The organism is Paenibacillus oenotherae, from assembly GCF_019443105.1.
Taxonomy (GTDB): Bacteria; Bacillota; Bacilli; order Paenibacillales; family Paenibacillaceae; genus Paenibacillus_Z; species Paenibacillus_Z oenotherae.
Genome location: NZ_JAHZIJ010000002.1, coordinates 222490 through 248580, shown reverse-complemented (window position 1 = coordinate 248580; position 26091 = coordinate 222490). Strand labels below are relative to the sequence as shown.

The 26091-nt window shown below is 49.0% G+C and carries 22 protein-coding genes; 12 read left to right on the top strand and 10 right to left on the bottom strand.

Annotated elements, in window-relative coordinates; translation table 11 throughout:
• Window positions 1-5: 5 nt before the first annotated feature.
• From K0T92_RS05305 to K0T92_RS05295, 3 genes are all read left to right on the top strand, one after another.
• Window positions 6-860 carry a DegV family protein gene (locus K0T92_RS05305; protein WP_219871393.1) on the top strand — a complete coding sequence of 285 codons (855 nt, stop codon included), beginning with the start codon at window positions 6-8 and terminating at the stop codon, window positions 858-860.
• Window positions 861-870: 10 nt separating this feature from the next.
• Window positions 871-2919, top strand: coding sequence for an ATP-dependent DNA helicase RecG (recG, locus tag K0T92_RS05300; RefSeq protein WP_219871392.1), 2049 nt, complete (start codon window positions 871-873; stop codon window positions 2917-2919).
• Between the two features lie 77 nt (window positions 2920-2996).
• A complete protein-coding gene (locus tag K0T92_RS05295) occupies window positions 2997-3284 on the top strand; it encodes a stage VI sporulation protein F (RefSeq protein WP_219871391.1) in 288 nt (95 codons plus the stop codon).
• Between the two features lie 29 nt (window positions 3285-3313).
• Here K0T92_RS05295 and K0T92_RS05290 read toward each other — a convergent pair whose 3' ends face one another.
• Window positions 3314-3991 carry an SOS response-associated peptidase gene (locus K0T92_RS05290; protein ID WP_219871390.1) on the bottom strand — a complete coding sequence of 226 codons (678 nt, stop codon included), beginning with the start codon at window positions 3989-3991 and terminating at the stop codon, window positions 3314-3316.
• Between the two features lie 440 nt (window positions 3992-4431).
• Between K0T92_RS05290 and K0T92_RS05285 the strand changes: the two genes are divergently transcribed.
• The 7 genes from K0T92_RS05285 to K0T92_RS05255 all read left to right on the top strand — a co-directional run bounded on the left by K0T92_RS05285 (window position 4432) and on the right by K0T92_RS05255 (window position 14510).
• Complete coding sequence (locus K0T92_RS05285) at window positions 4432-5763, top strand: sugar ABC transporter substrate-binding protein (protein ID WP_219871389.1); 1332 nt, start codon at window positions 4432-4434, stop codon at window positions 5761-5763.
• Between the two features lie 233 nt (window positions 5764-5996).
• Window positions 5997-7313 carry a sugar ABC transporter substrate-binding protein gene (locus tag K0T92_RS05280; RefSeq protein ID WP_219871388.1) on the top strand — a complete coding sequence of 439 codons (1317 nt, stop codon included), beginning with the start codon at window positions 5997-5999 and terminating at the stop codon, window positions 7311-7313.
• A gap of 498 nt (window positions 7314-7811) precedes the next feature.
• On the top strand, window positions 7812-9140 hold the full coding sequence (locus K0T92_RS05275) for a sugar ABC transporter substrate-binding protein (RefSeq protein ID WP_219871387.1): 1329 nt from the start codon (window positions 7812-7814) through the stop codon (window positions 9138-9140).
• An 88-nt stretch (window positions 9141-9228) separates the two neighbouring features.
• Window positions 9229-10542: a carbohydrate ABC transporter permease gene (locus K0T92_RS05270; RefSeq protein ID WP_219871386.1), complete on the top strand. Its 1314-nt coding sequence runs from the start codon at window positions 9229-9231 to the stop codon at window positions 10540-10542.
• Window positions 10539-11387, top strand: a complete 849-nt coding sequence (locus K0T92_RS05265) for a sugar ABC transporter permease (protein WP_219871385.1) — start codon at window positions 10539-10541, stop codon at window positions 11385-11387. The genes K0T92_RS05270 and K0T92_RS05265 overlap by 4 nt, the downstream gene beginning before the upstream one ends.
• Window positions 11388-11394: 7 nt before the next feature.
• A complete protein-coding gene (locus K0T92_RS05260; RefSeq protein WP_219871384.1) occupies window positions 11395-13062 on the top strand; it encodes an alpha-amylase family glycosyl hydrolase in 1668 nt (555 codons plus the stop codon).
• 155 nt (window positions 13063-13217) lie between these two features.
• Entirely contained in the window at window positions 13218-14510 is a 1293-nt protein-coding gene (locus tag K0T92_RS05255; protein WP_219871383.1) for a DUF2515 family protein, read from the top strand.
• Window positions 14511-14603: 93 nt separating this feature from the next.
• On the opposite strand, the gene mtnB is transcribed toward K0T92_RS05255, so the two are convergent.
• The 8 genes from mtnB to K0T92_RS05215 form a co-directional block, all read right to left on the bottom strand.
• Complete coding sequence (mtnB, locus tag K0T92_RS05250; RefSeq protein WP_219871382.1) at window positions 14604-15251, bottom strand: methylthioribulose 1-phosphate dehydratase; 648 nt, start codon at window positions 15249-15251, stop codon at window positions 14604-14606.
• Window positions 15248-15961, bottom strand: coding sequence for a 2-hydroxy-3-keto-5-methylthiopentenyl-1-phosphate phosphatase (locus K0T92_RS05245; RefSeq protein WP_246627896.1), 714 nt, complete (start codon window positions 15959-15961; stop codon window positions 15248-15250). Before K0T92_RS05245 ends, mtnB begins: the two co-directional genes overlap by 4 nt.
• Window positions 15958-17181: a 2,3-diketo-5-methylthiopentyl-1-phosphate enolase gene (locus K0T92_RS05240; protein ID WP_219871381.1), complete on the bottom strand. Its 1224-nt coding sequence runs from the start codon at window positions 17179-17181 to the stop codon at window positions 15958-15960. Before K0T92_RS05240 ends, K0T92_RS05245 begins: the two co-directional genes overlap by 4 nt.
• Window positions 17178-18053, bottom strand: coding sequence for a pyrroline-5-carboxylate reductase (gene proC / locus K0T92_RS05235; protein ID WP_219871568.1), 876 nt, complete (start codon window positions 18051-18053; stop codon window positions 17178-17180). The genes K0T92_RS05240 and proC overlap by 4 nt, the downstream gene beginning before the upstream one ends.
• 89 nt (window positions 18054-18142) lie before the next feature.
• Window positions 18143-19390, bottom strand: coding sequence for a glutamate-5-semialdehyde dehydrogenase (locus K0T92_RS05230; RefSeq protein WP_219871380.1), 1248 nt, complete (start codon window positions 19388-19390; stop codon window positions 18143-18145).
• Window positions 19391-19415: 25 nt separating this feature from the next.
• On the bottom strand, window positions 19416-20534 hold the full coding sequence (proB, locus tag K0T92_RS05225; RefSeq protein ID WP_219871379.1) for a glutamate 5-kinase: 1119 nt from the start codon (window positions 20532-20534) through the stop codon (window positions 19416-19418).
• A 347-nt stretch (window positions 20535-20881) separates the two neighbouring features.
• Window positions 20882-22075: a pyridoxal phosphate-dependent aminotransferase gene (locus K0T92_RS05220; protein ID WP_219871378.1), complete on the bottom strand. Its 1194-nt coding sequence runs from the start codon at window positions 22073-22075 to the stop codon at window positions 20882-20884.
• 118 nt (window positions 22076-22193) lie between these two features.
• Window positions 22194-22634, bottom strand: coding sequence for a hypothetical protein (locus K0T92_RS05215; RefSeq protein WP_219871377.1), 441 nt, complete (start codon window positions 22632-22634; stop codon window positions 22194-22196).
• 143 nt (window positions 22635-22777) lie between these two features.
• Between K0T92_RS05215 and K0T92_RS05210 the strand changes: the two genes are divergently transcribed.
• Window positions 22778-23584 carry a carbon-nitrogen family hydrolase gene (locus K0T92_RS05210; protein WP_343223627.1) on the top strand — a complete coding sequence of 269 codons (807 nt, stop codon included), beginning with the start codon at window positions 22778-22780 and terminating at the stop codon, window positions 23582-23584.
• Between the two features lie 4 nt (window positions 23585-23588).
• Here K0T92_RS05210 and K0T92_RS05205 read toward each other — a convergent pair whose 3' ends face one another.
• Window positions 23589-24488 carry a LysR family transcriptional regulator gene (locus tag K0T92_RS05205; protein ID WP_219871375.1) on the bottom strand — a complete coding sequence of 300 codons (900 nt, stop codon included), beginning with the start codon at window positions 24486-24488 and terminating at the stop codon, window positions 23589-23591.
• Window positions 24489-24652: 164 nt separating this feature from the next.
• On the opposite strand from K0T92_RS05205, the gene leuC reads away from it, so the two are divergent.
• Entirely contained in the window at window positions 24653-26074 is a 1422-nt protein-coding gene (gene leuC / locus K0T92_RS05200) for a 3-isopropylmalate dehydratase large subunit (protein ID WP_219871374.1), read from the top strand.
• Window positions 26075-26091: the final 17 nt, after the last annotated feature.

Genomic DNA, 26091 nt, shown 5'->3' with positions numbered 1-26091 from the left:
CTTATATGGGGAAAGTGAAAATTGTAACAGACAGTACGGCGGATATCCCATTGGAAATACGCCAGCGGCTGGACATCGAAATGGTGCCGTTGAAAGTGATCTTCGGGGATGAAGCGTATCTGGATGCTGTTGAGATCAGTCCAAGCCAGTTCTATGAGAAGCTGATAAGTTCGCCGATCGTTCCTACTACTTCGCAGCCATCACCGCTTGATTTCGTGAAGGTCTATGAAGATATCTTGAAGGAGGAGCCCGATGCATCGATTATATCGATTCATCTGTCCTCTGCGTTTAGCGGTACGTATCAATCGGCTGTACTTGGCCATTCCATGCTTGAAGTAGAGGGCGATGTCACGATTATTGACTCCAAGACGGCCTCTTACGGGTTCGGCATAATGGCGATCAAAGCAGCAGAGATGGCTGCGGCAGGGGAGTCTAAAGAAGCCATCCTGACAGAGATCGAGCGGCTTCGCCTGGATAAGCAGATCTATTTCCTGGTCAATACGCTGGAATATTTGCAGAAGGGCGGACGAATCGGCAAAGCAGCGGCTCTGTTCGGTTCCATCCTGAATGTGAAGCCTATCCTTACGGTTGATGAGGAAGGGATGGTTACAGCTGTTGATAAAGTGCGTGGACAGAAGAAGGCGATGCAGCGTATTGTGGAGCTGTTCAAACGGGATTTCGGACAATCTCCAGTCAATATGATCATCGGCTGGGCGCATAATGACGAGCTGGCGATGGAGCTGGCTGAGTTGGCGAAAGCGGAGCTTAATGTCCACAGCATTGGCAAGACCGAGATTGGATCGGTCATTGGTACGCATGTCGGTCCTGGAACGGCTGCGTTATTCATTAACCGGGTGTGAGGTTGAAAAGATGAAGCTGGATCAAATAACAGTCCGGCAAATTAAAGGCGTGAGCGCTCAGAAGGAACAGGAGCTTCACGCCTTTGGCGTCCATACAGTCGCAGATTTGCTGGACTATTTTCCCTTCCGATATGAGGATTATAGAATTCGCGGTTTGGCGGAGACGAAGGACGGAGAGAAGGTCACGGTACAAGGCAAGATCATGGGAGCGCCGGTCATGCAGCGTTATGGCCGGGCGAAATCACGGCTAACGTGCAAAGTTGTAGTGGACGGCGTATTAGTAACAGCTGTTTGGTTCAACAGGCATTTTTTGCAAGAGCAGCTTGTTCCGGGACGGGAGGTTGTGCTAACCGGCAAATGGGAGCAGCGGCGTCTGCAGCTAACGGTGTCAGATTCTGAATTTCCCGACAAGGGAACGGCCAAGACCGGGACGCTGCAGCCTGTTTATTCAGTAGGAGGCAGTCTTACCCAGCCATGGATGAGGAAGACGATGAAACAGGCTATAACCCAATTTGGGTCTCTGATCGAAGAAATGCTTCCTGTGGAACTGATCGATAAGCATCGGCTAATGCCTCGTTCAGAGGCGATCATGCGAATTCATCAGCCGGACGATACAGCCGCAGGACAAGGAGCGCGGCGCAGGCTGGTATACGAGGAACTGTTCCTGTTCCAGCTTAAGCTGCAGGCTTACCGTTCGCTTAACCGGAGCCGCAAAGACGGAGTGGCCATTGTTGTAGACCCAGAGATTATCCGTTCCTTCGTGCGGACACTCCCATTCGAACTGACTGATTCCCAGAAGAAGGTTGTTAATGAGATACTGGCTGATATGAGGCAGCCCTCATGTATGAACCGTCTGCTGCAAGGGGATGTCGGCTCAGGCAAAACGGTAGTGGCGGCTATTGCGCTGCTCGCAGCGGTTAAGGGCGGCCATCAGGGGGCACTGATGGTGCCTACAGAGATACTGGCTGATCAACATATGCGATCTCTCCAGAAGCTGTTCGAGCCTGTTGGCCTGCAGGTTGCTCTGCTTACCGGCAGCATGACGGAGCGCAAGCGGCGGGACGTGCTGGCAGGGCTGCAGATGGGTCTGATCGATATTATCGTCGGGACGCATGCCATAATCCAGGACGGTGTTGTTTTCCGCAGTTTGGGCCTTGTCGTCACTGATGAGCAGCATCGTTTCGGCGTTAATCAGCGAAGTATTTTGCGTCGTAAAGGGATGAGTCCGGACGTGCTGACCATGACGGCAACACCAATTCCGCGGACACTTGCGATCACCGCATTCGGCGATATGGATGTGTCAACTCTGCGTGAACGGCCGCATGGGCGCAAGCCGATAAAGACTTATTGGGTCAAACATGGGATGCTGGATCGTGTACTGGGCTTTATTCGGCGCGAGGTTGATGCGGGAAGACAGGCTTATTTCATTTGTCCGCTTATTGAAGAATCGGACAAGCTCGATGTCCAGAATGCCATAGATTTGCACATCCAGATGGGGCAGGCATTTCCTGACATGCCGATCGGTCTTCTTCACGGCAGACTGGGAGCGGCGGAAAAGGATGAAGTCATGCGCGCCTTCAGCGATAATGAGATAAAGGTGCTGGTCGCAACAACAGTCGTGGAGGTCGGCGTTGATGTGCCCAATGCGACGCTTATGATTATTATGGATGCGGAGCGCTTTGGACTGTCTCAGCTCCATCAGCTCCGCGGCCGTGTAGGGCGTGCAGAGCATCAGTCCTACTGTGTTCTCATTGCAGACCCGAAGTCAGAGATTGGCCGTGAGCGGATGAAGGTGATGACCGAGACTGATGACGGATTCGAAGTGTCCAGAAGAGATCTTGATTTGCGGGGGCCTGGAGATTTCTTTGGCACAAAGCAAAGCGGGGTTCCCGAGTTCCGGCTCGCTGATATGGCCGCTGACTTCGCAGTTCTGGAGGAGGCCCGTGACGATGCGGCGGATCTAACCACCCGTCCGGAATTTTGGTCTGACGCCATCTATGCAAGGTTGCGGCAGCGGCTCCAGAGTGATCAACTTTTTCAGGGGGAGCTTTTGGACTAGTTTTTTTTGCAACTGCAGCGGCATATAGTAGAACGAATGGCTGCTTGTTATAGCCAGACGGAGGTGCTAATCCGCTAATGAGCTACACGAAATATGGAATTCGTCCGGAATTCGTCGAGCGAGTGAAAGTTAAGATGAAGAACAAGGCAGTCAAGGAACGGATTAAATTGGCATTGGATGGCGTGAACAAATACGATTTGCAGGATCGGGCCAAGGTGAAAAGACTAGTCCGGACATCTGCGAAAATATTGCAGGAAACATTGACAGAGTCGCAAGAGGAGCAACTGATCTCCTTCGTGCTGGGCCAACGAATCGATCCCAATAATACATTGCATTTGTTGAAATTATGGGCGATGTTCCGCTGATCACAGGATCAGCGGTTTTTTTTGTCCGTTTATTCCTCGAACGGCGCTATGCAGGACGGATCGTCATTGGCGACATAGCCTACCTTGGGCGACACAGGATAAGCCTCCAGCTCAGCAGCAGCAGCATAAGGAACCAACAGCTTGCCCAGTGTTTCTTGATCCTGCGTCGAGCGATCCAGCCATGCTGCCTCGTCTTCCCGTTTGAGAATGACCGGCATCCGGTTATGGATGGGGGCCATGAGCTCATTCGGCTCAGTTGTAATAATGGTGCAAGTACTGAGTTTGCTTCCGTCCGGCATCGTCCAAGTATCATAGAGCCCGGCCATGCTGAACACCTCTCGCGTGCGCAGCGCAATGCGCATGGGCTGCTTGCCCGTTGAAGTCTTCTTCCATTCATAGAATCCGTCTGCCGGTATGATGCATCGCTTGCGGCGTACCAGCCCCTCGAAAGCGGGTTTGCTCCATACGGTCTCAGCCCGGGCATTCAGCATTTTGCTGCCGTATGAAGCATCCTTGGCCCAGGCAGGAATAAGGCCCCATTGCAGCAGTCCCAGCCGATTCGCATGCCCGTCATTAACAACCGCATAGACCTTCTGCGTGGGGGCAACGTTGTACCTGGGCCGCTGAAAAGGGATAGAAACCTCCCCGATCAAATAGCGAAGCATTAATTCCTCGATAGAAATGGTTATCGTGTATCTTCCGCACATTCTGACCATCCTTCCTTCAATCATAAGCGATAAGCAACAGCAGCCCTCTTTGAATCGGAGGTAATTAATTCAATCAACAGTAAACCTCATTAAATAGGATAAAATGTTAAAAAACTCTAAAAAAGCTAGTAATCCTAAGATAAACCAAGGTAAGGGCGTCGTTAAGTGCAAAAAAAGGCTTTTTCCAAGATTTAACGCAATTGTATTCATCCTGTATGATTGAAAAGTGTTAAAAGCGGTTTCAATCTTGAGAAGGGACGGCATCCATTTAGGCTTTGTTGTGTAATAGAGAAACGTTAAGCATGTTGCTGACAGATTACCGGAAAACACATCGAGGGTCAACCTCCACTACATAACGAAAAAAATGCAGCCGATTCTCAAGGTCGAAAATTCTTTGTAAACACAGAAAAAAAGGAACGAAGGGTGGTTCGACAAGCTATATGAACAAGAAGAATGTGCTGACTCTGCTCGTCGCGATGACTATGGTGTTCACAATGGCAGCATGCAACAGCGGCAATAACGACGGAAAGACGTCCACGGAAAACACATCAGACGCCAAAACAAACAATGCTAACACTTCAACCACGCCTCCTGCAGAGGAGGAAGAGGAGCTGCTTCCTGAGCCGGATGCAAAGGAATTGACCGTATGGTCAGCAGGAACCGAGAAAGCGCTAGTTGAGGAAGCTGGCAAAGCATTTAAGGAAAAGTACGGTATTGATGTTAAATTCGAAGATGTTGGTCCTGACAAATCTTTTGACAAAATGGTTACTGACGGACCAGCAGGAGTAGGCGGAGACCTGTTCCTGGGTGTTCACAACCAGCTTGGAGTCGGTACGAAAGCAGGCATTGTTCTCCCTAATGATTTCCACGAGGAAGAGACCAAAGCTAACAACAACCCAGTGACGATTGATGCTTTGACATTAGATGGCCTGCTCTACGGCTACCCGCTTTCTGTTGAAACGATTGGCTTGTATTATAATAAGGATCTGGTGCCTAACGGCGAGGCTCCCAAGACTTGGACGGATGTTATTTCATTCGCTAAACAATTCAACGATGTCAAAGCTCAAAAATATGCCTACATGTGGAAGATGGGTGACTTCTACTGGACATGGGGCTTCTTAAGCGGCTATGATGCTTACGTTTTCGGCAACAATGGCACGGATCTCAATGATATCGGTCTTAATTCAGACGCTGCGATTGAAGGGTTCAAGTTCTACCAAAGCCTGAAGGAAATTTTGCCGCTTGCAACAGCTGATGTAACGGATGATATTAAAACAAGCTTGTTCACATCCGGCAAGCTAGCTATGAATGTTAGTGGTCCTTGGCAGGCAGCTGAGTTCAAGACTAATGTGAAAAATGTTGGTCTGATGGAATTCCCTACTTTGCCTAATGGCAAGACAATGAAACCTTTCTCAGGTGTTAAAGCATTCTTTGTAAATGCGAATTCGAAATATCCTAATGCCTCCAAATTATTCGCTCAATTGATAACATCTGAAGAGTTTCAACTGAAAAACTTCGAATTGTTCGGCAATCTTCCTTCCAATACCGCTGCAGCTAACAATGAGAAAATTACTTCTGATGAATTCTCATCCACTTTCTTGAAAATATTCGACAGCTCCATTCCAATGCCAAAAGCAGCGGAAATGACAGCAATGTGGAGTACCAGTGAGGCTACTTTAGCAACATTGTGGAATGAACAGGCAGATGCGAAGACTGTTCTTGATGACTGGGTTGTCAAAATTAAAGATGGAATCGCGAGCATGAATAAATAATTTTGCGATAGCTGCTCTGCGTTTAGTTTAAGAAATATACCTACAGGCCTTCTCTGCGGTCATCTTAGTGATGAGCGAGAGAGGGTCTCCTGTGTTTCTGTGATCTTTAAAGGCCGGTACATGCTCTGTGGTTTGAAATTGGAAAGGATTTCTATTATACTTTAAAATCTCAAGACAGTACGTTTTTCGAATGATGGAGTCCCACAGTAGCGAAAGGGTGGTTCAACAGACTTATGAACAAGAAGAATGTGCTGATTGTGCTCGTTGCCATGATTATGATGCTCACATCGGCAGCATGCAGCAGCAAAAACGACGGAAAGACAGCAACAGAAAACGCATCTGGTGCCAAAACTGACAATGCTTCATACTCCCCTCTAGATGAAGAGGAGCTTCTCCCCGAGCCAGACACAAAGGAATTGACGGTATGGTCAACCGAAGCGGAGAGAGCGCTAGTGGATGAGGCGGGCAAGGCATTCAAAGAAAAGTATGGTATTTCTATTAAGTTCGCAGAGGTTGGTCCAGACAGATCTTTTGATCAAATGGTTACTGAAGGGCCAGCGGGAGTAGGTGCTGACGTATTTTTAGGCGTGCACAATCAGCTTGGAATCGGTACAACAGCGGGTGTTATTCTCCCCAATGATTTTCATGAGGAAGAGACTAGAGCGAGCAACAACCCTATCGCAATTGATGCTCTAACGATGGATGGCTTGCTATACGGGTATCCGTTGTCTATTGAAACGATTGGCTTGTATTATAATAAGGATCTGGTACCTAACGGCGAAGCGCCTAAGAGCTGGACGGATGTAATTGCATTCGCTAAAGAATTCAACGACCCCGCAGCTCAAAAATATGCTTATATGTGGCAGATGGGCGATCTGTACTGGACGTGGCCTTTCTTCAGCGGCTATGATGCTTATATTTTCGGCAACAATGGCAATGATATCAATGATATCGGGCTAAATTCAGATGCTGCGATTGAAGCGGCCAAGTTCTATCAGAGCCTGAAGGAAATTTTGCCGCTTGCAACAGTTGATGTTACGGCAGACATTAGGACAAGCCTGTTTGCCTCCGGCAAGCTGGCCATGAACGTCAGTGATGCGCGGCAAGCAAATGAGTTCAAGCATGATTTGAAAAATGTTGGTTTGATGGAATTCCCTGTGCTGCCAAATGGCAAAGCAATGAAGCCTTTCTCCAGCATCAAAGCCTTCTTCATAAATGCGAATACGAAATATCCGAATGCATCCAGATTGTTTGCTCACTTGATTACATCTGAAGAGTTCCAGATGAGAAATTTTGAACTGTTCGGCAATCTTCCATCCAATACGGCAGCAGCCAGCAATGAGAAAATTACTTCAGATGAGTTCTCAGCCACTTTCATGAAAATATTCGCAAACTCCATACCAATGCCCAAAGCGGCGGAAATGGCTGCCCTATGGAATACGCAACAGGCTACTTTCGGAATATTGTGGGATCATCAAACGGATGCCAAGACAGTTCTTGACGATTGGGTCGTCAAAATTAAAGACGCAATCTCGGTTATGAATAAGTAATTTAAAGAGCTTGCCCTCCGAATGGGCCGTCTCTGCGTTCATCTTGTGATGAGCAGGAGAGGGCCTTTTTTTTATTATGATTCACTGTCGTTCAAGAAAGAGGCAGATCCCTCGTTACAGCAAGTCATGCAAAAATATTTTTTACTGTATTTAAAATTTAAAAAACTACAAAAAACTAAGCAAACTGATGAAAAATGAAGATAATAAAAACTTGATGTAACTTTAACCGGGAAAAAGGCTTTGTTGAGGACTTAACAAAATCGACTCTATCATGTATGATGAAAAAGTATTAAAAGCGCTTTCAGTCTTGAGAAATGTTGGTATATTCATTTCAGCAGCAATTTTTTTATGGAGTTGCACAAACGTTTGCACATGATGCTGCCACTGTACAGAAAGAGCAGCACGGTGAAGATCGTGAATTGAAATGAAACCGCTCTTTTCAGGGCAGAAGACTTTTAATCCACAGAAAATGAGGACGAAGGGTGGTTCAAAAGATTTATGAACAAAAAAAATGTACTGGTTTTGCTCGTAGCTATGGTCATGGTGTTCTCACTGGCGGCATGTGGCGGCGGTAACAGCAAAGAAGAAAACAACAAGAAAAACAACACTGCACAAGGTACGAACAACACACCTCCTGCAAACAATGCTGAAGCTCCAGAAGAAGAGCTTGTTCCAGAACCAGAAGCAAAACAACTGACTGTATGGTCTTCCGGTACTGAAAAAGCTTTGATCGAAGAAACAGGTAAAGCTTTTAAAGAAAAATATGGCATCGACGTTAAATTCGAAGACGTAGGCCCAGACAAATCCGTTGAGAAAATGATTACTGATGGACCAGCAGGCGTAGGCGCTGACGTATTCTTCGGCGTACATGACCGTCTTGGTTCCGGTATCAAAGCGGGAATCATTCTTCCGAATGACTACCACGAAGAAGAAACAAAAGCTAACAACAACCCGATCGCTGTTGACGCTTTGACAATGGACGGCATCCTGTTTGGATACCCAATGTCCGTTGAAACGATCGGCGTTTACTACAATAAAGATCTTGTTCCTAACGGCACAGCTCCTAAAACTTGGGATGAAGTAATTGCATTCGCAAAAGGTTACAATGACACGAAAGCACAAAAATATGCTTACATGTGGGAAATGGGTAACCTGTACTGGACTTGGAACTTCTTCACTGGCTATGACGCATACATCTTCGGCGACAACGGCAATGATGTTGCAGATATCGGTCTGAACACTGAAGGCGCTGTTGAAGCAGCTAAGTTCTACCAAAGCCTGAAAGAAATCCTTCCTCTTGCAACTGCTGACGTTCAAGCAGACATCAAAACTAGCTTGTTCACTTCCGGCAAACTTGCAATGAACGTTTCTGGTCCTTGGCAAGCAAACGAATTCAAAAAAGCAGTTAAAAACGTAGGTCTGATGGAGTTCCCTACTTTGCCTAACGGTAAAGCAATGAAACCTTTCTCCGGCGTTAAAGGCTTCTTCGTAAATGCAAACACGAAATATCCAAATGCTTCGAAATTATTTGCTCAAATGATCACTTCCGAAGAGTTCCAACTGAAAAACTTTGAACTGTTCGGTAACTTGCCAGCTAACACTAATGCTGCTGCAAACGAAAAAATTACTTCCGATGAGTTCTCATCGACTTTCTTGAAAATCTTCGCTAACTCCGTACCAATGCCTAAAGCTTCCGAGATGGTTGCACTGTGGAACACACACGAAGCTACTTTCGGATCGTTGTGGAACGAGCAAGCAGATGCTAAGAAAGTTCTTGATGACTGGGTAGTAAAAGTTAAAGACGGCATCGCTGCTATGAACAAATAATCTAAGCCAGACTTAGATTGCGAATTAAATCCAATCACCCGCCGTATTACGGCGGGTGAAATCAATTATGTAAGGAGATGGGGGTCACTTGAACCGACATGCAACAACAGCCGGATGGTTGTCCGTTCTAAGCATGGGGCTAGGACAGTTCTACAACCGTCAATACATTAAGGGCTTGCTGTTCCTATTGTTTCATGCAATAGGCTTATCATTTATTCTTATTAAACTAAGAACCCATCTTATCGGGATGATCACATTAGGTGATCAGGGTCAGCATTTAGAAAAAGTTGGCAGGATTTACAAGAACGTAGAGGGAGATCATTCGATCTTCATGCTGATTTTCGGCGTTTTGTCCTCTCTCGTTGTTGTAGTTTATTTATTCGTTTATTACCTGAATATCCGTGATGCCGTTCTGACCGGTAGAATGAGAAATAAAGGTCATGAACCTGTTCCTTTCAGCAAGTCGATGTATAATGTTGCAACAAACAGCTTTCCTTGGTTGTTGCTTGCTGTTCCTATTCTTGGTGTCGTATTTTTTACGATTATGCCGATCATCTTTACTTCACTCGTTGCATTCACTAACTATTCATCGCCAAACCACATCCCGCCGAAAAACTTGGTGGACTGGGTTGGATTTCAAACCTTTATTGATCTGTTTACATTGAATGTTTGGAGTAATACGTTTTTTGGTGTATTGACCTGGACATTGATCTGGGCTTTTCTGGCGACTATTACTTGTTATTTCGGCGGTATTCTGGTCGCATTGCTCATTAACCAACCGGGTGTCCGTCTTAAAGGCATGTGGAGAACGATCTACATTATCCCTTATGCGATCCCGCAGTTCGTTTCCTTGCTCGTATTTAGAAATATGCTTAATGAAAAATTCGGACCGATCAACCAATATTTCCGTTATTTCGGATTGGAAGGTCTGCCTTGGCTTAATGATCCATTCTGGGCAAAGGTGTCCGTTATCGTTGTCAATATGTGGATCGGTATTCCAGTCAGTATGGTATTGGTTCTGGGGATGCTTACAACGATTCCTAAGGACCTCTATGAAGCTGCAGAGATCGACGGTGCTTCGCCATGGATGAGATTCCGCAATATTACAATGCCATATATATTGTTTGCTACAGCACCAATACTCATTACCCAGTTTGCTGGTAATATTAACAGCTTTAACGTTATCTTCCTTCTGACAGGCGGCAGACCGGTTTCAGCAGACTATAACAACGCTGGGGCGACTGATTTGCTTGTAACATGGCTCTATAAATTGACATTGGATCTGAACAACTACAATGTTGCTGGAGCGCTTGGTATTTTGATATTCCTTATCATTGCAAGTCTCTCTATTGTCTCATTTACGAGAACTAAATCATTCAAAGAGGAGGACATGATTCAATGAAGGCTAGAACGAGAATCAGGTTGCTGCTTAGCTATATCGTTCTTATTATCCTTGCAATCTGTGTATGTTATCCTGCTCTCTGGACTGTCATGTCCTCGTTTAAAGAGGGAAATGCACTTTTCAGTGATACCATCATTCCCAAGAAGTTAACATTTGATCACTACAAAGATTTGTTCACACTAGGCGAGCGCACGAACAGAGATATCCCATACTTCACATGGTATGGCAATACGTTGATTGTTGCGACCTGGAGTATGATTCTTGGTACATTGATCCAGCTTCTGACGGCTTACGCGTTCTCCAGATTCCGGTTTAGTGGCCGTAAATCCTTATTATCTACCGTACTCGTTCTGGGTATGTTCCCTGGATTTATGAGCTTGATCGCGATCTACATTTTCTTGATTCAATTGAACTTGCTTGATACGCATATGGCACTTATTCTCGTGTATTCAGCTGGTGCGGCACTCGGCTTGTTTGTAGCCAAAGGATTTTTTGACACGATTCCTAGAAGCCTGGAAGAGGCTGCACGGATTGACGGAGCAGATCACTTCACCATCTTCTGGAGAGTTATATTGCCTTTGTCTCGTCCGATCATTACATTCATTTCATTAACTACTTTTACCGGCGCATGGGTTGACTTTATTTTCGCGAGATTGATTTTGCGCTCGCGTGATAAATGGACGCTGGCTGTAGGCTTGTATGATCTCGTTAACTCATACAACAGTACAGAGTTCACTCTATTCGCAGCCGGTGCTGTTCTGGTTGCAATTCCGATTACGATTTTGTTCTCATTCACACAACGCTTCCTTGTTGATGGTCTGACAGCAGGCGCTTCGAAAGGATGATTCTGATATGACATGGAAGAATGCGGTTCGCAGCACGCTCGCAGTCTTGCTTGCGGGAACAGTTATTGCAGGATGTTCGGATAACGGCAATTCAACAGAATCTCCTGCGCAATCTACTAATTCTCCAAAAACGAATGCGACCGAAAGTAATCAACCGTCTTCTGACACATCTGTCATCGACGAACAGCCATCAAGTGTCTACTATGAGATTTTCGTTCGTGCATTCGCTGATTCCAACGATGATGGTATTGGTGATCTTAACGGATTAATTAACAAACTGGATTACTTGAATGATGGAGATCCTTCTACGGATACGGATCTTGGAGTTGAAGGTATTTGGTTAATGCCTGTTAATGATTCGCCAAGCTATCATGGCTATGACGTATCGGATTACTACAATATTGATCCGGATTATGGAACGGTTGAAGATATGAAGCGTTTGATGGACGAAGCCCACAAACGCGGCATCAAAATCATTATGGATCTTGTCGTGAATCACTCCAGTGTGGAGCATCCATGGTTTGTTGACTCCGCTACCGGCAAGGATAGCAAATATCGTGACTGGTATGTGTGGGCTGAGGATCAAGGGCGCGAACCAAACGGGGCAAGCGCTACGAACGGCGGAGATGCATGGCATAGAAACAACGACAGTCACTACATGGGTGTTTTCTGGGGCGGAATGCCTGATTTGAACTTCGATAATCCCGATGTTCGCGCAGAAATGATTAAGATAGCCAAGTTCTGGCTTGATCAAGGCCTGGATGGCTTCCGCATCGATGCTGCCAAGCATATTTATGAGGATCTCCAGACGGATCGCAATGGGGATACGACGGAGAAGAATGTTTTATGGTGGCAGGAATTCAGAACTGCTCTTCAGGCGGTCAAGAAGGATGTTTATCTGATCGGAGAGGTTGCAGAGAATTCACCTGTTCCGGTGGCTCCTTATTTGAACGGAGGATTTGACTCCGGATTTAACTTTGGTCTGGCGCAAAATCTGTTGTCTGTCGCAGGAAAAGAAGAGGATTCCAACCTGGCTAACAGTCTGAGCCGCACTCACGGCATGTTCTCGGAAGTATCCGGAGGGCAATTCGTAGATGCGCCGTTCTTGAGCAATCATGACCAGAATCGGACAATGTCCGTTCTGAGAGGGAACGTGGATCACGCGAGAATGGCTGCAGCTATGCTGCTGACAATGCCAGGTAATCCCTTCCTCTACTATGGAGAAGAGATTGGGATGTTTGGCCAAAAGCCTGATGAAGCGATTCGCGAGCCATTTATATGGAATGCGGGAGCTAAGGCAGGCAATGGGCAAACGAGCTGGACTCCATCGCAATTCAATATCGATAATCCTCCTTCAGTAGAGGCACAGCAGAAAGATCCGAATTCGCTCCTCTCGCATTATAAGAAGTTAATTCGAATTCGTGCTTCTCATGCCGCACTTAGAGATGGTGCGATCGAGGGCTTCGAGACATCGAACGGTGCTGTTGTCGGTTTCTACCGTATGACGCAAGCGGAGAAGGTTCTTGTTCTGCATAATCTCTCCAAGGATCCGCAAGAGGTCGTTATTGCAGGGGATTCGGGTATGAAGGAAATGATTGAAGCCTTGAAGGAAGGTTCATCCTTCCAAGACGGCAAGGTGAAATTACCACCGTATAGTTCGGTAATTTTAAAGTAAGCAGTTCGGATAGTAAAGAATTAGCAGAGCTGTTCGTTGAGCCTTAATGGCTTAATGGACAGCTTTTTTTCTTTTTAGACGAACACACTTCGAGGATGGCTAATTGACGTCTGCGTTGCCGATACTGAATGGTATATGTGCAACGGAGGGTTAATATGAATGAGGAGAATAATTCCAAAGGTTCAACCTTGAAGAGGGTGTTAGCAATAATAAGCAGAATTCCAGCCTTTATAAAGGATATTGTTGCTGCAAAGCTGAGGGCGCGTGCAGCATCAGAAACATTAGCAATGGATTCGAGACCCTTTATGCTGTCTGCTGAGCGTGTGCGTGAGCTTGCAGTCGAATGGGGAGAGGAAAGAAGGGAGCATACAACATCTGCTTCTACAGAAGAATGGAGTGAAGAAGAAAGAAGACTCATTGAACGAATAAGGGAAGAGACAGTTCAGGCGAATCGCAATAACGTGACACGAACCGAGGCCTATCGTTCGATCTACTTTCGCAAGCCAGAACTGCACTGGGCGATGCTGGCGCATCTTGTTTCGCGCAATGGCGGTTGGAATATGACGGATTTGAAGGGAGACCTGCTTCCACATCTGCTGTCGTTGAAGCAGCGGCAAAATATTTTTGAATTGCTGGAGAGAGCGAACGCTTTAATATTTCAGGATGCGTACCCTCAATTGCTCCTGTATGAAGCAGGCCGGAGAGAGGGGAAATTATTGACACATTTGCTTCCTGCATTTGGCGTTTCCCGCTTTATGGGACCGGTGTGGAAGCAATTTTGGCGATACAATGATTCTGCTCTATTAACTACAGCATTAATTATCAACGAGCAGCATTATATAGAAAAACGTATCGTTCAGCATCCACACTACCGCAATCATGTTTTGAATAAGTCCAGCTTCCACATTCAGATACCGCTTCAAACGAATGCGGTAATCATGCCTTATCGTTCGCGGCAGTCTGGCGGGTTGAAGCTTGCTGGCCTTGTCATCGAAAATTTTAGCAGCTTGGAGGAAAGAATTGAGTTTGGCAAAAGACTGTATATGATATTATTTGGGGTTCAGCCTGTCCATGAGGGTGTCCTTAACTTCGTCCGGGCTGTTCCGCATTCCGGATCGCGAGCGGATTATGCACCGCATTTGTTCACAAAAGCAAAGCCGCAAGGAAATGACAGCCTATATAAAGAAAGACTAATTGAATGCTGTCTCAAAGCCGGGGCTGCCCCTCTGCGCAGTCCTTGCTTAAGCGATGCTTGGGAGGATCATGCCATTGAGCCTGCTGGTTCAGCGGACTGGTTTGATGGGGAGAATGAAGTGTGCCATTATTTGAAGGAGCTTCCGCTGCCTAGAATATTTGAGATTACAGATGAGCACTGCCTCGGCTTAAATAAAATAGAGCTTGCTGTAATTGCAGCGCAGAAGGCGGGCATGAAACCAATCTCGGAGTGAGAATTTTTATATACCAACACATAACAAAGGATAGAGATCGGGAATAGTCCATTCGATCGCTATCCTTGTTTGTTGATATTCATTATCCCATCATCATTTGCGATGCAGCAGTTCCCATCTGTACACATACTCGAACAGGAATTCGAATGCTTCGAGATGGCGCTTTGCTTCGAACGCATTCGCTCCCCAGGCATAGATGCCATGCTTGCGAAGCATAATGCCGGGTATGCGGGGATCCAAGCGCTCGGTTACTTCCGGAACTATGCTGGGTATATGAGCGAAGTTCGAAACAATCGGAATTTCGATATGGGCTTCCTCTTCCCAGATATTGAAGGCTTTAATAAGCTCCACACCATCAACGGGAATTGATTTGCGCTCCCAGAAAAGCTCCGAGACAATGTTATTGAATACGGTATGAGTATGGAATATCGCCCCGCAGCCCGTCAAACGATAAATCTCGCAATGAATCAATGTTTCTGCCGATGGCTTCAGCTTCGTTGCTTCGCTAGGCTTGCCATCCTGATCGACAAACAGAAAGTCTTCCGGTGTTGTCTGTGACTTATCTTTGCCGCTGGCGGTAATAGCAAAGTCAAAGCGGTCCGGATCAAAGCCACCGACTCGGACAGAAAGATTGCCGCTTGTTCCGGCAAACCATCCCCGCGAAGCGAATAAGCTCTTCACTTCACGAAGCTGTGCGAGTGTGTGCTGCTTCTCTTCTAATGCGATATCTTCGAATTTCACAGATTTGCGTCCTCCCCTTGATCCCTCTCTATTAACACGGTAAGAACATCATGGAACGTCTTGTATTCTTTATAGGGAAGACCAAGCTCTTTGCATTTCTCTGTCAGGTGCGAACGGGAGAACACAAGATCAACCAGCTTGGCTCCTGCGAAGTCCGTGACACTATCTCCAATCAGAATACGTTCGTACTGCTCTGCAGGGTATCTGCGAATAATGGCCGTCTTGCACATGCCGCAGCCATTGCTGCATTGATCGTCACAAGGATTCGGCCATGTAATTTCAATCCGGTCGCCTGAGAAATCACTGCCATTGCAATAGATATGATCAAGCGGAATATCGTAAGGAGCGAGCAGCGGGTAGACAAAGAAATCAATGCCGCCGCTTGTGACTAGAAATTCGATGTCATGCTGTTTGCAATAGTCCAGCAGCTCGGTAAATCCGCCGCGAATTCGGGCATTGCTTATCGCATAAGCAATGACTTTCTCGCGATGGGAGGTGGAGAGCAGACGGAACAGCTCTCCGACTCCTTGCTTCACCGTCTTGTGCTGGGTGACAATGTCACCTACAATGGATTCCCAGCCAGGCGGATTGAAGTGCTTGATGATAGCAACGATATTATCATTCTCCGTAATGGTTCCGTCAAAGTCGCAGAAGATAACCTTTCGCTGCCGGCTAGACGAGCCTGATGGTGTCATGGCATTGCCTGTCATTCCTTGTACCCCCAAGTATCAATGGCAATCTTTAAAGCCTCATTGCCCTCCAGCCCTGCAGCTTCAGTTAATGGCATGGATGACAGCGCAGCTGCAATAGCTTGACGGAAGGCCTGTCCTCCGGCTGCAGTCCCTTGCGGGTGGCCATGTATACCGCCACCTGCATTCACGACTACGTCATTGCCGAAGTCGCGGAGAATGAGAGGCACTAATCCCGGATGGATGCCGGCTGATGGAACCGGGAAGCTGGTACGAACCGGCAGGGCCGGATTCATAAGCACTGATTGAACGGCCAAGTTCTCTTCCTTAGGCATAACAACAGAGCCGTAAGGCGACGGGAATAAGACGAGATCGGCACCCGCGATTCTCATCAGCTTGCCAAGCAGCAAGGGAGCTGCAATACCATAATGCGGTGATGGATAGAACGCGCCTGCGAGTGCCGGATGTGCAGCAATGGGCACCGTAATATCCGGATCGCTGCTAAGCTCATGCAGGGCGTCGTAGCCATAAGCGAGCGCATTAAAAAGAATGGCGTTGGCGCCTGCGGCGATTGCGCGTTTGGCATTGGCCGCAAGCTGCGAGGTTGGTCCGGTCAGATTGACGGCGTACAGCAGCTTTTGACCCGTCTCGGATTCCGCTTGCTGCGCAGCGCTCATACAAGCTTCTACACGCTTCTCAAGCGGCGTCAGGGGATTCTCGAACAGAATCTCATCATCTTTAATGAGATCGACGCCCCCCAGCGCTTGACGATAAAATTGCTCGCGAAGGTTAGACAGATCATGGCCGATAACGGATTTGAATATGCTCATGAGCAGCGGACGATCATGAACGCCAAGCAGGCTGCGAACGCCTTGGATGCCGAACGCGGGGCCCGGGAATGCTGCGGAGAAATCATCGGAGAAATCCAGATCCAGCAGCTTAATGCGGCCATCCATGGAGAGCTTGCCGAACACCGTAACAAGCAGGGCAGGAATATCGCGGCTGAAGTTGACATCCGGATAAGCAATTTGCAGGTCAGCATATCTTTCCCCGGGAGCATTCCCCTCGAACTCCGTAACCGAAATGACGCGCCCAAGATGCTTCTCCATCTCTGCTTTGCGGGCTTCAGGCAGATCAGTCCAGCTGCCGACAGTCAACCCTACTGCGATTCCCTGAGCCTTCTTGTGAAAGTCGGCTTTATCGTCATAGCAGCGATAAGTTGCAACACAGTAGTTATTCATAACGTGGCGTTCCTTTCGATCTCGGCGCCAAGCTCCGCTGCTCGTTTGGCCGCACGGTCAACAGCGCGGACGATGGCTTGCGAGAAATGATGCTCATCGAGCGTTTCTATCGCAGCCTGAGTCGTGCCATTGGGAGATGTTACTTTGCGGCGGAGATCGGCAGGGTTCTCATTCGTTGCTTTCACCATATGGGCAGCACCGAGCACGGTTTGAACCGTAAGCTCGCGGGCAGCCTCCTCTGACAAGCCAAGCTCGCGGCCGGCAGCAATCATGCCCTCCATCAAATAATAGACGTAAGCGGGGCCGCTTCCCGAAACTCCGGTTACAACATCAAGAAGCGGTTCCTCCACGACAGAGGTTAAACCGACCGCTTGAAAAATCGTTTGGGCAAGGCTGCTCTGCTCCACTGTGACAGAGCTTGAGAAGCTGATGCCGGTTGCCCCAAGCCCGATAGTGCTGGACGTATTAGGCATGGTTCGTACGATTGCCATCGGCTGCTCCAGCAAAACCTCGATGGTGCGGATCGGCAATCCGGCAATGACGGATACGATCAATGTATCGGAGGAGACAAGATGGCGGAGCTGCTTGATTGCAGCAGCGGCATCTTTAGGTTTCATCGCCAGAAAAATAACATCTGCTTGGCGCAGCATCGCCAGCTTGGCCTCCTCGTCTGCCGGGGCCTGAACGCCGTAGCGTTCTGCAAGCTCCTCAAGCCGGGATGCATTTTGCCGGTTAATGACCCCGATCTGTTCCGGCTCAGTAAGTCCACGATCCAGTATTCCGCGCACAATGGCCTCGGCCATAGAACCCGCGCCGTAGAAGCATAATTGAAGAGCGCCGATTCCTGATTGCACTCCGGATGAAGAAAGCATCGTCACTATATATGAACCTCCCAAGTTGACAATCTGTCGTGCCCGATTGTCGGTGTTAGTTATTATAAGTATAGTATCAAATGAAAGGATTAACCGCGAACTTGCCCACTGCCATAAATGCGGTATTTGGTTGAAGTCAAAGCAGGCAGCCCCATAGGCCCTCTGGCATGCAGCTTCTGTGTGCTTATGCCGATCTCAGCGCCAAAACCGAATTCGAAGCCATCTGTAAACCGGGTGGAGGCGTTGTGGTATACAGCCGCTGCATCTACATCCTGCAGAAAACGGGCTGCATGCTCATTATTCTCTGTTACAATACATTCCGAATGCTGTGTTCCGTATTGTCTGATATGCTCCAATGCTTCATCGAGACCGGAGACAACCCGGATGTTCAGAATGTAGTCATTATATTCAGTCGCATAATCCTGCTCCGTTACTTCTCCCGCTTCAGGAATAAGCGCGATTGTCCGCGGGCAGCCGTGCAAGACTACATTAGCAGCCAGGAACCGATCTGCAATGGCCCGCAGATGCTGGTCGGCGAATGTCTCATGAACAAGCAGGGTTTCCATCGAATTGCAGACGGAGGGACGCTGAACCTTCGCATTGAAGGCGATATCCGAAGCCATTGCGAATACGGCGCTATCGTCGATATAGGTATGGCATATACCGGCCCCGGTTTCAATAACAGGAACGGTTGCGTTCGCTACAACGTTGCGGATTAGAGATGCGCCTCCACGCGGGATGACGACATCAAGCAGTCCGTTCAGCTTCAGCATTTCATCTACTGATGCGCGATCAGCATCTTCGATTAGCTGCAGAGCTTCGCTAGGCATCTCACTGCTCTCAAGCGCCTGCTTCAATACTTCGACGATTCTGCGATTGGATGCCAACGCGGCGGAGCCTCCGCGCAATACGACGGCATTGCCGGTCTTGAGACACAATCCAGCGGCATCTACTGTTACATTGGGACGCGCCTCATAGATCATTCCGATTACGCCGAGCGGAACTGAAATTTTTTCTACCCGCAAGCCGTTCGGACGGTCGAATTGCTCCAGTATTCGTCCTACTGGATCAGGTAGCTCCACAATCTCCCGCAAACCATCAGAGATAGCGGCAATACGGTTTTCGTTCAAAGTCAGACGGTCGAGCAGCGATTCACTTGTTCCATTCTCCCGACCGCGCTTAATATCAATCTCGTTGGCAGCGATAATGGACTGCTGTTCATTCACCAGCGCATCTGCCATAAGAAGCAGCGCTGCATTTTTCTGCTCTGTAGACAGCGAATTCAGGATTGCGGCAGCTCCTTTGGCTAAAGCGGCTTTCTGACGGACTTCACTCATCTATAATTCCTCCTAAGCAATTATGTTAAACTTTCAGGCTGACCCATTCATCGCGATGGATCACTTCGATCCGGTTAACCTCCACACGGCGGCGAACCTCGGAGGTGCTCAGGCCGGCGACTGCTTGAACCTCCCAAGCGGAATAGTTGACAACACCGCGTCCGAGCGTCTGCTGCTGCAGATTAACGACCTCTACTACATCACCGGGATGAAAGTCGCCTTCGATTGCCCGCACACCTACCGGCAGCAGACTTTTTCCACGCTGCAGCAGGGCGGACTCCGCGCCGTCATCGATTACAATCTTGCCTTTCGGCTGTGAATGGAAGCCGACCCATTGCTTCTTCATGGGCAAATTGTGCAAGCTCGTATCAAAGTATGTACCCTTGCCAGTTCCCTCTATGGCAAGCGCCATATCGCCAGGCTCCTGCACACGGCCGATAAAGGCAGGAACGCCTCCCCGCATCGCCATGCGTGCAGCTTCGATCTTGGATCGCATTCCTCCAGTACCGACAGAGGACCCGGAGTCTCCCGCGAACCTCATAATTTCCTCAGAGATCTGCTCGACACGGTCAATCCGCTTCGCATCGGGATTAAATCTCGGATCATCTGTATAAAGACCGTCCGTATCTGTCAGAATAAGCAAATGCTTCGCTTTGGCAAGATTGGCGACCAGAGCGGACAGCATATCATTATCGCTGAATTTTAGTTCATCCGTAGATACGGTATCATTCTCATTAATGATGGGGACAATACGCTGTTGAAGCAGCTCTTCTATTGTCATGAGCGCATTGGAAATTCGTTTGCGATTAGAGAAATCAGCACGAGTGAGCAGAATTTGCGCCACACCAATGCCGCCTTTATCCGGGCCATAGCTTGCAAAAGCTTCCTGATAGGCTTGCATGAGTAGCGCTTGGCCGACTGCCGCCGCCGCCTGCTTCTCGTGAATCAGCTTAGGCCGCGATTGATAGCCGATTCTGCGAAATCCTGCTGCTACAGCACCAGATGTAACGAGCAGCACCTGATGGCCTGCCCTATGAAGTCCGGCTATCTCATGGGAGAAGAATGCAATCCGTTCGCGGTTCAATCCGCCTTCATCGGATGTTAACGAGCTGCTCCCGATCTTGACGATGATACGTTCTGTCATGTCCCTTCACTTACCCTTTCCCAAGTAGAAAATAAAAAAACTTCCGCCCTTCATTAATACAAAGGGCGAAAGTATAACTTCCGCGGTACCACCTTTATTAACGGTCATGTGCTTCATAGTCGAAGTTCATGCCGCGTTCGCTTCATCAACCTGATAACAGCAGGCGCTGTTCGGCTCATCGCCGACCGTTCCGGGGTGGGTTCAGCTTCGTTCGCGGCAAATTCTTACAGCCAATGAAATTTGCTCTCTGGGCGCGATTCCTGAATGCTTACTAGCCCCTTCATGACGTTAATTGTTCAATTATGAAATCCTCATAATCATACCATGTCAGCAGGATAGGTGTAAAGTTAGCGGAATAATCCCAGCTGCCCGATGCGCATCACTGCTTCCTGGAGCCGTTCCTCGGGAGCCAGCAGGCCAAGCCGGACATAACCCTCGCCATGGCTCCCAAAGCCGATCCCCGGGGCGACGACGACATTCGCCTGTTCCAAGACAAGATCGGCGAATGAAGAGGAGGAATGTCCTGCAGGGACAGGAAGCCAACAGAAGAAGGAGCCGCCCGGCTTGGCCGCCTGCCAGCCAATGGTATTCATCGCGCCGAACAGTGCGTTGCGGCGGCGCTCGTAGGAAGCGGCAAGCTCTGCAACACAGTGCTGCGGTCCTGTCAGTGCGACAGCGGCAGCAGCTTGAATGCCGCCAAAAAGACTGCAGTAATAATGATCCTGGATCAAATTGATGAGCCGGACCACTTCCTTATTGCCGAGGGCAAATCCGACCCGCCATCCCGCCATATTATACGTTTTGGACAAGGTGTAGAACTCTACGCCGACTTCCTTCGCGCCGGGCGTCTGCAGAAAGCTGACGGGCTGCTGGCCATCAAAGCCGATTGCGCCATAGGCAAAATCACTAGCTACAACAATGCCGTGACGGGCAGCGAATTCAACTGTTCTTGCGTAGAATTCCGGGCTTGCGACTGCTCCGGTCGGATTGTTCGGATAGTTGATGAACATAAGCTTAGCTTGATCAGCAACAGATGCCGGTATGGCATCATAATCGGGCAGGAATGCATGATCCTTCAGCAGAGGCATATATTCCATGATGCCGCCTGCCAGCGCAACGCCCGACCAGTAATCGGGATATCCGGGATCAGGCACGAGGCAAATATCGCCGGGATTGAGCAGACATTGATTAATTTCAATAAGGCCTGTCTTGCCCCCGAACAGGATGGCAACCTCCGTCTCAGGATCCAGCTCTACACCATAATCCTCCTTATACCGCCAAGCGACTGCTTCCTTGAGGAAGGGATGGCCGCTGAAGGGCGGGTAACGGTGGTAGACAGGATTGGGTGCAGCTTCCTGCAGCGCTGTGACGATATGAGGCGGTGTTGGCCGATCTGGATTGCCTTGACCGAGATTAATGACATCATGGCCTTTGGCGACCTGCGTATTGGCTTTGCGAACAAGATCAGCGAAAAATTGCTTGGGCAGATCATTCATGCGGCTTGCCGGTCGTATGAATCGTTCAGTAGGGTTCGTATTCATTCTCTTCACTCCACATGTCTCGGGCTATATTTGGCATTATCTATGCCTAAATGTAGCATGATTCCGAATAGGTGTCGAGAAGCGGATGAACTGGCGGAAGGTACAAATGATGAAATCGTCAAGGGATCGCGATTGTTTTCAGAAACGGCCCGATATCGGCTTTGAACAGAAGCAAATACGGCTTTCGGTTCTCATCGAATATAAGCAGCAGCGGAGGCTTGTTCGGGCAATAAAATAGGAATACATCGCTTGTCTGCACAGCGAGGCCGGTTGTCTTGACTGACACAGGTTCCATTAATGGAATACGGTATACATAACCGCACTTTTCATTTGCACTGATCTGGGGCGCGAGGCCAGTTACTGAGTCCAGCCAAGACTTGGCAAAGGCTTGATATTCTTTGCTGTTGGGCACCGTCTTGACGACCTTGCCAGCTTCCACATCGAAAGCCTGAACGGGCTTGGGCTGCTCGGTTCCCTCACTTCCCGCATGCGCGGCAGCGGAATAAGGCAACAGCAGGCAAACCGCCAGTGAGAACAGAATCAATATTTTTGCTTTCATCGCTCATTCTCCTTCGAAAATGCCATAATGGTTACATCGATTAAGCTACCCATCTTGACAGTGAAGCATGAGGGGGTATCATAAGGGAAAACATTCTTCTTCGATTGCAGGAAGGAATGGTTGGAAGAGATGGAGGTTATTGCGTGAAGGCTCAAGGGAACAAGCTGAAGCTCGCTCTCGTGCAAATGCATGTAGAAGCGGGCAATCCGGATTACAATTTCGAGAAACTGGAAGAGAGGCTGGAGGAGGCGGTATCCGCCGGAGCGGATAAGCCGGATCTCATTATGCTGCCGGAGATGTGGAATACAGGGTATGCTCTGGAACAGATTCAAGAGCTTGCTGATGATGCAGGGGCAAGAACGAAAGCGATGCTGTCGGCATTCAGCCGCAAGCACGGCATACAATTGTTAGCAGGTTCGATAGCCGAAGGCAAACCTGACGGTGTATATAACACGAGCTACGTATTTGACGGGAATGGCGAGATTGGGGCGGAGTATTCCAAAATCCACTTGTTTCGGCTCATGGACGAGGAGAAGCATCTTCAGGCAGGGGACAGATTAGGCAAGCTGAACGTAGCTGGATCCCATGCCGGAATGATGATCTGCTACGATATCCGGTTCCCGGAGCTGGCCCGCAAGCTGGCGCTTGACGGCGCCAAGCTGCTATTCGTGCCAGCCCAGTGGCCCAATCCACGGCTCCATCATTGGCGGACGCTTCTTATGGCGCGGGCTATCGAGAATCAGATGTTCGTCATCGCTTGCAACCGCTGCGGGACAAGCGGCGCAAGCAGCTTTTTCGGCCACTCCATCATTATCGATCCTTGGGGCGAAATTGTTGCGGAAGCAGGGGAAGATGAAGTCATTGTCCGAGCCGAGATCGACCTGTCACTGGTGGATGCCGTGCGGGCCAAAATACCGGTATTCGAAGACAGAAGACCGTCGTTGTATTAGTCAGCTAGCTGAAATGCTGCTCCACCGTTGATTTCATTGTATCTATAAAAGCCTCGGCCGCCTTCGACAGATAGCGGCCTTTGCGGCTTGCGATAACAAGTGTCCTTGAAGGGGTCGGCGGGGCCAGCGACAAATAGACAGGAGCAAATTCACTCCACTTGGCGCGCGTAACCATCTTGGGCACGAAGGCGATGCCCATCCCGGCAGCAACAAGCGACTGGACGGTCTCGATATTGCCGCTCTCGAAGACGATCCGCGGCTCGAAGCCGGCTCCTTCGCACAGCTCCAGCACGATTTGCCGAAAGCCCTGCCCCTTCTTCAGAATAATGAAGGGTTCCGCAGCAAGATCGGTTAATTGCACGGGTTCGCTGCGATGAGCAAGACTATGCTCCGGCGGCACGGCCAGATTAATCTCCTCGTCAATGATCGGTTCCCAGGCCAGCGAGGGCTCCTGCAGCGGCAAGGAAAGCAGGCTGAGGTCGGTCTGGCCGCTGGCGGTCAGCTGCTCCAGCCGCGTTGAGCTGTCCTCGACAAGGACGACCTCGATCTCGGGATATCGTTTGCCGAACACGGGCAGCACGAGGGGAAGCACGTGCGATCCGGTAATGGGCAGACTTCCGACGACGAGCTTGCCTTTGCGCATATGGGCGAGATCGTCAAGCTCCTGCTTGAGCTGCTCGATGTTGTCTAGTATGTTTTGCGCTTTCTCCACGAAGACAGAGCCGGCATGAGTCAGCTCGACGGAATTAGTCGTGCGGCGGAACAGCAGCACGCCGATCTCCTTCTCCAGCTTGGACAGCTGCTGGCTTAACGAAGGCTGCGCGATGTGCAGCTTCTCGGCTGCTCGGGAGAAGTTCTTCTCCTTGGCGATTTGGATTACATATTGTAATTGGCGAAATTCCATAATGAGCGGCTCCTCGGGACATATTTTCCTCTATTGCCTGTCATAGGCCATACCTATTGCAGTTATAGATATTATATCTTGGTTCAATGAAGAAAGAAATGCTATGATGACATTATCAACTTTATTGATATCGACATTATTGAAATTTATAAGAGGTGAATCCAATGTCTAAAAAGACGATGTTTGAGAAAATTTGGGATAACCACGTTATTCATTCGGAAGAAGGCAAGCCGAGCATTTTGTATATCGATTTGCAATTGGTCCATGAAGTAACGTCCCCGCAAGCTTTTGAAGGGCTTCGCTTAAGCGGACGCAAAGTGCGCCGTCCTGATCTGACTTTTGCTACAATGGATCATAACGTTCCTACGAAAGACCGCTTCAACATTAAGGATCCGATCTCCAAGCAGCAGATCGATACGCTGACACAGAACTGCAAAGATTTCGGCGTAACGCTGTTCGACCTGGACAGCATTGATCAAGGCGTTGTACACGTTATGGGGCCTGAGCTTGGCTTGACGCATCCTGGCAAAACGATCGTGTGCGGCGACAGCCATACGTCCACGCATGGCGCGTTCGGCGCTCTTGCATTCGGTATCGGAACGTCCGAGGTTGAGCATGTAATGGCGACGCAATGTCTCCAGCAGGCGAAGCCTAAGACGATGGAAGTGAAGTTCATCGGCAGCCGCAAGGCAGGCGTTACAGCCAAGGATATGATTCTTGGTGTTATTGCGAAATATGGCACGGACTTTGCTACCGGTTATGTGCTTGAGTTCACAGGCGAAGCCATTCGCACCTTGTCGATGGAAGAGCGCATGACGGTATGTAATATGTCCATTGAAGCTGGTGCGCGTGCAGGTCTTATCGCGCCGGACGAGACGACGTTCAACTACCTTCGCGGCCGCGAGTACGCACCGCAAGGCGAAGCTTACGACCGCGCAGTTGCGGTATGGCAGCAATTAACGACTGACGAAGGCGCAACTTACGACGCTGTTGTTGACTTCGATGTTGATTCGCTGATCCCGCAAGTAACCTGGGGTACAAGCCCGGGCATGGGTACGGACATTACGTCCCGCGTACCTGTACCGTCCGAGCTGCCTACTGAGAACGAGCGCAAAGCTGCGGAAGCGGCATTGGAATACATGGGTCTTGCTCCAGGCACGCCAATGAACGAAATCGAGATTGACTATGTATTTATCGGTTCCTGTACGAACGGCCGGATTGAGGATCTCCGCGCCGCTGCAGAAATCGCCAAAGGCTATAAAGTCAGCGACCGTGTTACAGCAATCGTTGTACCGGGATCCGGCCGCGTTAAGATTCAAGCCGAGAAGGAAGGACTGGATCAAATCTTCGTTGACGCAGGCTTTGAATGGCGTGACGCAGGCTGCTCCATGTGCCTCGCTATGAACCCGGACGTGCTTGAGCCAGGCCAGCGCTGTGCTTCGACATCCAACCGTAACTTCGAAGGCCGTCAAGGCCGCGGCGGACGTACGCATCTTGTATCGCCTGCTATGGCTGCTGCTGCAGCAATTATGGGTAAATTTACTGACGTTCGCGACTGGAAGATCAAGTCCGAAGTATTGAACTAATAAGTTTGCTGTTATTT

Bases quoted from the DNA above. Each gene is read 5' to 3' on its own strand.
- K0T92_RS05305 (WP_219871393.1), top strand. From the start codon at position 6: ATGGGGAAAGTGAAAATTGTAACAGACAGTACGGCGGATATCCCATTG.
- recG (WP_219871392.1), top strand. From the start codon at position 871: ATGAAGCTGGATCAAATAACAGTCCGGCAAATTAAAGGCGTGAGCGCT.
- K0T92_RS05295 (WP_219871391.1), top strand. From the start codon at position 2,997: ATGAGCTACACGAAATATGGAATTCGTCCGGAATTCGTCGAGCGAGTG.
- K0T92_RS05290 (WP_219871390.1), bottom strand. From the start codon at position 3,991: ATGTGCGGAAGATACACGATAACCATTTCTATCGAGGAATTAATGCTT.
- K0T92_RS05285 (WP_219871389.1), top strand. From the start codon at position 4,432: ATGAACAAGAAGAATGTGCTGACTCTGCTCGTCGCGATGACTATGGTG.
- K0T92_RS05280 (WP_219871388.1), top strand. From the start codon at position 5,997: ATGAACAAGAAGAATGTGCTGATTGTGCTCGTTGCCATGATTATGATG.
- K0T92_RS05275 (WP_219871387.1), top strand. From the start codon at position 7,812: ATGAACAAAAAAAATGTACTGGTTTTGCTCGTAGCTATGGTCATGGTG.
- K0T92_RS05265 (WP_219871385.1), top strand. From the start codon at position 10,539: ATGAAGGCTAGAACGAGAATCAGGTTGCTGCTTAGCTATATCGTTCTT.
- K0T92_RS05260 (WP_219871384.1), top strand. From the start codon at position 11,395: ATGACATGGAAGAATGCGGTTCGCAGCACGCTCGCAGTCTTGCTTGCG.
- K0T92_RS05255 (WP_219871383.1), top strand. From the start codon at position 13,218: ATGAATGAGGAGAATAATTCCAAAGGTTCAACCTTGAAGAGGGTGTTA.
- K0T92_RS05245 (WP_246627896.1), bottom strand. From the start codon at position 15,961: ATGACAGGCAATGCCATGACACCATCAGGCTCGTCTAGCCGGCAGCGA.
- K0T92_RS05240 (WP_219871381.1), bottom strand. From the start codon at position 17,181: ATGAATAACTACTGTGTTGCAACTTATCGCTGCTATGACGATAAAGCC.
- proC (WP_219871568.1), bottom strand. From the start codon at position 18,053: ATGCTTTCTTCATCCGGAGTGCAATCAGGAATCGGCGCTCTTCAATTA.
- K0T92_RS05230 (WP_219871380.1), bottom strand. From the start codon at position 19,390: ATGAGTGAAGTCCGTCAGAAAGCCGCTTTAGCCAAAGGAGCTGCCGCA.
- proB (WP_219871379.1), bottom strand. From the start codon at position 20,534: ATGACAGAACGTATCATCGTCAAGATCGGGAGCAGCTCGTTAACATCC.
- K0T92_RS05220 (WP_219871378.1), bottom strand. From the start codon at position 22,075: ATGAATACGAACCCTACTGAACGATTCATACGACCGGCAAGCCGCATG.
- K0T92_RS05215 (WP_219871377.1), bottom strand. From the start codon at position 22,634: ATGAAAGCAAAAATATTGATTCTGTTCTCACTGGCGGTTTGCCTGCTG.
- K0T92_RS05205 (WP_219871375.1), bottom strand. From the start codon at position 24,488: ATGGAATTTCGCCAATTACAATATGTAATCCAAATCGCCAAGGAGAAG.
- leuC (WP_219871374.1), top strand. From the start codon at position 24,653: ATGTCTAAAAAGACGATGTTTGAGAAAATTTGGGATAACCACGTTATT.